Consider the following 4,522-nt stretch of genomic DNA (forward strand, 5'->3'; position numbering starts at 1 on the left):
CGCCGGGAGTGGGATGAGCGATACGGGGGCTTGATCTCACGCGCGCGCAATTGGCAACTGATGGCCGCCGGCTCGTTGGCTGTCGCGGTGGTGGCTGTGGTGGGCATTGCGTTCGTCGGGTCCCAGTCAAAGATTCAGCCGTTTGTGGTGGTTACCGACCAACTCGGCTCGCCTGTTGCTGTGGCCCGTCCCGCGCCAGTGGCCAGGGCTGATCTGGATAAAAGGTTGATGGTGGCTCAATTGGCGGCCTTCATCAAAGACGTGCGCTCCATGTTGCCCGATGCGGTTGCCCAACAGGTCACGCTGAACCGGGTGTATGCGATGGCTGGGCGCGACGTGGCCGGATTCTTGAATGAATTTTTCAAAGACAACTCGCCGTTCTCGGTCGATGGCTCGGTCACACGCGTCGAAATTTCGTCCGTCATTCCCCAAGGGGGCGAAACCTATCAAGTGGCGTGGGTGGAAACCAAAGCCAAGCCTGGCGCGACTGCTGTTGCAGAGCACTGGAAAGCGGTTGTCACGGTTGGGATGGATGCCAAGCTGGCGGAAAACCCCAAAGTCGCGCTTTGGAATCCCTTTGGCATTTACGTCAAGTCAATCTCCTGGACCAAAGAAGTTCTGTAAAGGTCGCCCTCATGAAAAATTCCCTTATCTCCATTGCCATCCTGTCCTTGACTGCCAGTGCCTTTGCCCGATCTTCTGCGCAAACTGCCCCACCCCTGCCGACCCACGCCTCCGGCCTGGAAGCCGTCCCTTTGCAGCCCACGCCCGCAACGCAAACAATCACGTCATCCCCTGACGTATTGGCGCCATCGCCGCTGCCACCCACAGCCAAGGTGCAAACCAGAAAGCTGTCCGCCGCCGATGCGGCCAGGCTGGCAGCGGCAAAGCGTTGGGAGCGAACTGGCGCGGCTGAGGCGTTGGTGGGTGCCAGTGGTGCTGTCGAATATCCCTATGGCTATTCCCGTCCGACGATCACTTGCGCACCCTTGCACGTCTGCTCGGTCGCGCTGCAGGACGGTGAGGCAATAACCAGCATCTCGATTGGCGACACGGTGCGCTGGCTCCTGCAGAACGCCACCGCTGGATCGAAGCCGGTGATGATGTTGAAACCCACCCAGGCAGGCCTTTCAACCAACCTGGTTGTCACGACTGACAAGGGGCGCATTTATGACATGCACCTGGTGTCCAGTAAAACCGAGTATGTTCCCATGGTGAGCTGGTATGACCCGGCAAACATGACACGCGACTTGCGTGCCGAGGCACAAGCCACAGCGCGGCAAAAAGCGGAATTTGAGGCAGCGATCGCCGCTACCAAGCTGGCAGCAGAACAAGCCAGGGCACAACGGGTCGTCGCAGACAAGTCCGTTGGCAAACTTGACCCGACCACGCTTGATTTTGCTTACACCTGCGCGGGTGACGCGGCCTTCAGGCCGGCACGGGTCTTTGCCAATGACACGCACACGTTCATTCAATTGCCGCCCGGTGCGTCGGCCAGTGATGCGCCCGCCGTGTTCAACAGCTCGAACAACGAAACCGAGTTGCTGAATTCACGACTGGTGAACGGCTACTACATCATCGATGGCAAGCCCGCCAAACTCAGTCTGGTGCTGGGTGTGGGTACCAGCGCCCAAACTGTCCAGTGCGAAAAATCGGTGGCAAACGGCTTGTTCAACTGGGGCGGCAAATGATTTTCAGGGTGGGCAAGAAAACCTCGACTGACGATCCGGCTGTCGGTCCGACAGATGCTCAGGCGGACCTTGATGTTGCGGCCATTGATGGCCCTGGTCAGCCGCTGGAAATTCATACGCCGCCACCGGGTACCAAGCGACTTTCCAAAAAAGGGCAATTTTTACTTTTGGGTGGCGCCTCGACGGTGGCATCGGCTATTTTGATCGGTGTGATGATCAGCGGCAAAAGTGGTGATCATGCTGACTCAAAAAAGCAGTTGACGGCCAGTGATGCACCGGGTCAAGCGGCTCCGTACAAGGAAAACGCTGATGACCTCAAGCGGCGAGCCGTTGCCGTCAGGAGTCAACCAACTTTTCAAACGCCTGATGGTCAACAAACAGGGCCGCTAACAACCCGCTCGTCAGCTCAAAATGGCATTTCTGGTGGAACTCAAACGGCCAGTGGCGGTGCCTCACCGCCGACACCCGCTGAGGCACACCGGTTGTGGCTGCAAAAACGAAAGTACGAGCGACTCCAGGGTCTCATCATGGCCTCTGATTCAGCCGAAACATCCGACATCGGCAAGGGTGGCGCCGCGCTGGCTGCCAAATCGACTGCAGGGGGCATCTTGGGCGTGGGTGCTGAGGATGAACGCCCGGTGGGCGGTCTGGATCAAAGCTTGTTAGCAGCCAATGGGCGTGCTGTGAATGCCCGCGCATCTGCCACTGGCGAGACCATGCGCATGGTGAATTCACCCTCGGGAGTGGCGGGTACAAACAGCAATTCAGGCTATTTGCCTGCAACAGTGGCTGCTGGCAGCCCTGTTGGTCAGGACCCGGCAGTGGTGGCCCAAGCGCGCAACCGGGCGTTCATGAAGGAAGCGGCTGACAATGGCTACCTGCCGGAATTGCTCAAAGCTCAAATGGGGGAATTTGAACTGACAGCGGGCTCGGTCATTCCGGCGGTCATGCTGTCTGGCATCAATTCGGATCTGCCAGGAACCATCGTTGCACAGACCCGCCAGACTGTTTATGCCACCAACGAACCTGACGCTGTGGTGATTCCGCAAGGCTCGCGCCTGATCGGCAGGTACTCGGCTGATGTTGCCTATGGTCAATCGCGGGTGCTGGCGGCTTGGGATGAACTGATCTTGCCCAGCGGTGCACGAATCTCCTTGCGCGGCATGGCAGCGGCTGATGGTCAGGGTCAATCCGGCATCGAGGATCAGGTGGACAACCACTTCTGGAAAACCTGGTCATCGGCGTTGCTGGTATCGTTTTTGGGGGTTGCTGCCCAGCAGTCGCAACCGCAAAACCAGGGTGCGTTCAACACGCCGTCCGGCTCGGCTCAAGCCTCGGCTGCCGCCATGAATTCCTTGAGTGATGTCAGCTCGAAGATTTTGCAAAAGAACCTGAACATTTCACCGACCCTGCAAATTCGTCCTGGCATGGCGTTCAATGTCATGGTCAATCGCTCGATCATCTTGCCGACTTACCGCTGATTCGGCGCTCGGCACAGTGATTCAAACGCATTTTTTGCGTCTATGGTTTCCATCTGGACTTACTGGCAGCCAGCAGAGTACGCCAGTCATCAGGGGGATGACCCGACTTGAGCATTTTTTGAAAGACGACATAGGGATCTGTCTTGGCGCCCGATGAACGCAGCGTGTTCTCATCATTGACCCAGGCAAAAATGATGATTCGGGTCCTGGAGTCAAAGCGAAAGAACAACCGAAAACGTCGACCGATCTTGGCCCGCCTCCAGTGACGAAACGCCGCACCCATGGTGTTGCCTTGCCGGTACTCCTCCCGGTTCGGATCGTTTGGCACCGTCTCAAAAATCAAACGTGACAGTGCATTAAATAGCTTGACATTCGCGTTGGACTCAAAACCCTCCGGGTCTTGTACCTTCGCGCGCGAAGCCGCCTTCTCCAGTTTTTGAAGCTGCTCGATCAGACCATCATGGAAGAGCAAATGCCATCCGTGGTGCACCATCACAGCGCCACGTCGCCCACAATGTCTTCATCCAGATCGACGGCTTTAGAAACGGTGGCCAACATGGATCGCGCCAAATCATCCGGAAGCGTTGTAACGTTTTGCCCCATTTGAATGTCTTTTTCCAATAAGGCCAGGAAACTGCTGATGGCCGGATCTTCATGAAGTTCGTTCGTGACGCGCGTGACAATGACACGATCCCCCGAGAATTCAAAGGCGACCTTGCCCCCGGCATCCACACCCAAAGCCTGACGAATAGGTTTAGGTAGGGTGATCTGACCTTTGGATGTGAGAGTGGCAACTTCGTGAATGGCGAGCATGGAGACCTCCTGTTGATGTGAATGACATGGTAAGGAAAACTCCTTACATTGTCAATGTCCTGCCCATGATGTTTTATTGATCTCACAGATCGTTCTTGCATTGCAATTGCGCCTTCGCGGTATGGGTAAAGCCAGTCCAGCGGGGTGCACCACCGTCCCCCCAAAGTCTTGATGCTGGACTGGCGTTCCTGAAAGGAATGCCGACTCATGCTCAAAATATCTGCTTTCACTTTGCTGCTAGCCCACGGCATCGCCGCCATGGCGCAAACCGTCGGTGGCAATGTCTTTTGCGCAGGCACAGCGTATGACCCCGCCCCGGCATCCGTGTCGATCAACGGCACCGTTGCCGCATCTGATGTAGGCCTGCCCGGTGCCATCTGGGTGGGCATTGAAGACCCTGGTGCGCCCGGTTACCCGGCAGCCTTTTTGACACCCAGTGGCTGGGTCGCCTGGACGACCGGCGGGTTCCCCACGTACCTTGAAACACCCGCACTGGGCTCAACGTTTTCGTATTCAGCGTGCATTCCCAATTCACCC

The 4,522-nt window shown here is 57.2% G+C and carries 6 protein-coding genes; 4 read left to right on the forward strand and 2 right to left on the reverse strand.

Annotated features, from left to right (window positions below; all coding sequences use genetic code 11):
* The 3 genes from IBX54_RS12965 to IBX54_RS12975 all read left to right on the forward strand — a co-directional run.
* The coding region (locus IBX54_RS12965) for a type IV secretion system protein (protein WP_296543074.1) at window positions 1-624 on the forward strand (624 nt) is incomplete at its 5' end.
* A gap of 11 nt (window positions 625-635) precedes the next feature.
* Entirely contained in the window at window positions 636-1,691 is a 1,056-nt protein-coding gene (locus IBX54_RS12970) for a TrbG/VirB9 family P-type conjugative transfer protein (protein WP_296543076.1), read from the forward strand.
* 527 nt (window positions 1,692-2,218) lie between these two features.
* Entirely contained in the window at window positions 2,219-3,172 is a 954-nt protein-coding gene (locus IBX54_RS12975) for a TrbI/VirB10 family protein (RefSeq protein WP_296543077.1), read from the forward strand.
* Between the two features lie 40 nt (window positions 3,173-3,212).
* Here IBX54_RS12975 and IBX54_RS12980 read toward each other — a convergent pair whose 3' ends face one another.
* Together IBX54_RS12980 and IBX54_RS12985 are read right to left on the reverse strand one after the other, a co-directional pair.
* The gene (locus tag IBX54_RS12980; RefSeq protein ID WP_296543079.1) at window positions 3,213-3,665 is read right to left on the reverse strand and encodes a type II toxin-antitoxin system YhaV family toxin; all 453 of its coding nucleotides are present in this window, start codon (window positions 3,663-3,665) and stop codon (window positions 3,213-3,215) included.
* Entirely contained in the window at window positions 3,665-3,985 is a 321-nt protein-coding gene (locus tag IBX54_RS12985) for a type II toxin-antitoxin system PrlF family antitoxin (protein ID WP_296543080.1), read from the reverse strand. The genes IBX54_RS12980 and IBX54_RS12985 overlap by 1 nt, the downstream gene beginning before the upstream one ends.
* 207 nt (window positions 3,986-4,192) lie before the next feature.
* Here IBX54_RS12985 and IBX54_RS12990 point away from each other — a divergent pair.
* Window positions 4,193-4,522: hypothetical protein (locus IBX54_RS12990; RefSeq protein WP_296543083.1), on the forward strand; the 330-nt coding region annotated here is incomplete at its 3' end.

It is taken from the genome of Rhodoferax sp. (assembly GCF_014859475.1).
Taxonomy (GTDB): Bacteria; Pseudomonadota; Gammaproteobacteria; order Burkholderiales; family Burkholderiaceae_C; genus Rhodoferax.

What these genes read in the sequence shown, in the direction of transcription:
- IBX54_RS12970 (WP_296543076.1), top strand. Translation starts at nt 636, where the DNA reads ATGAAAAATTCCCTTATCTCCATTGCCATCCTGTCCTTGACTGCCAGT.
- IBX54_RS12975 (WP_296543077.1), top strand. Translation starts at nt 2,219, where the DNA reads ATGGCCTCTGATTCAGCCGAAACATCCGACATCGGCAAGGGTGGCGCC.
- IBX54_RS12980 (WP_296543079.1), bottom strand. Translation starts at nt 3,665, where the DNA reads ATGGTGCACCACGGATGGCATTTGCTCTTCCATGATGGTCTGATCGAG.
- IBX54_RS12985 (WP_296543080.1), bottom strand. Translation starts at nt 3,985, where the DNA reads ATGCTCGCCATTCACGAAGTTGCCACTCTCACATCCAAAGGTCAGATC.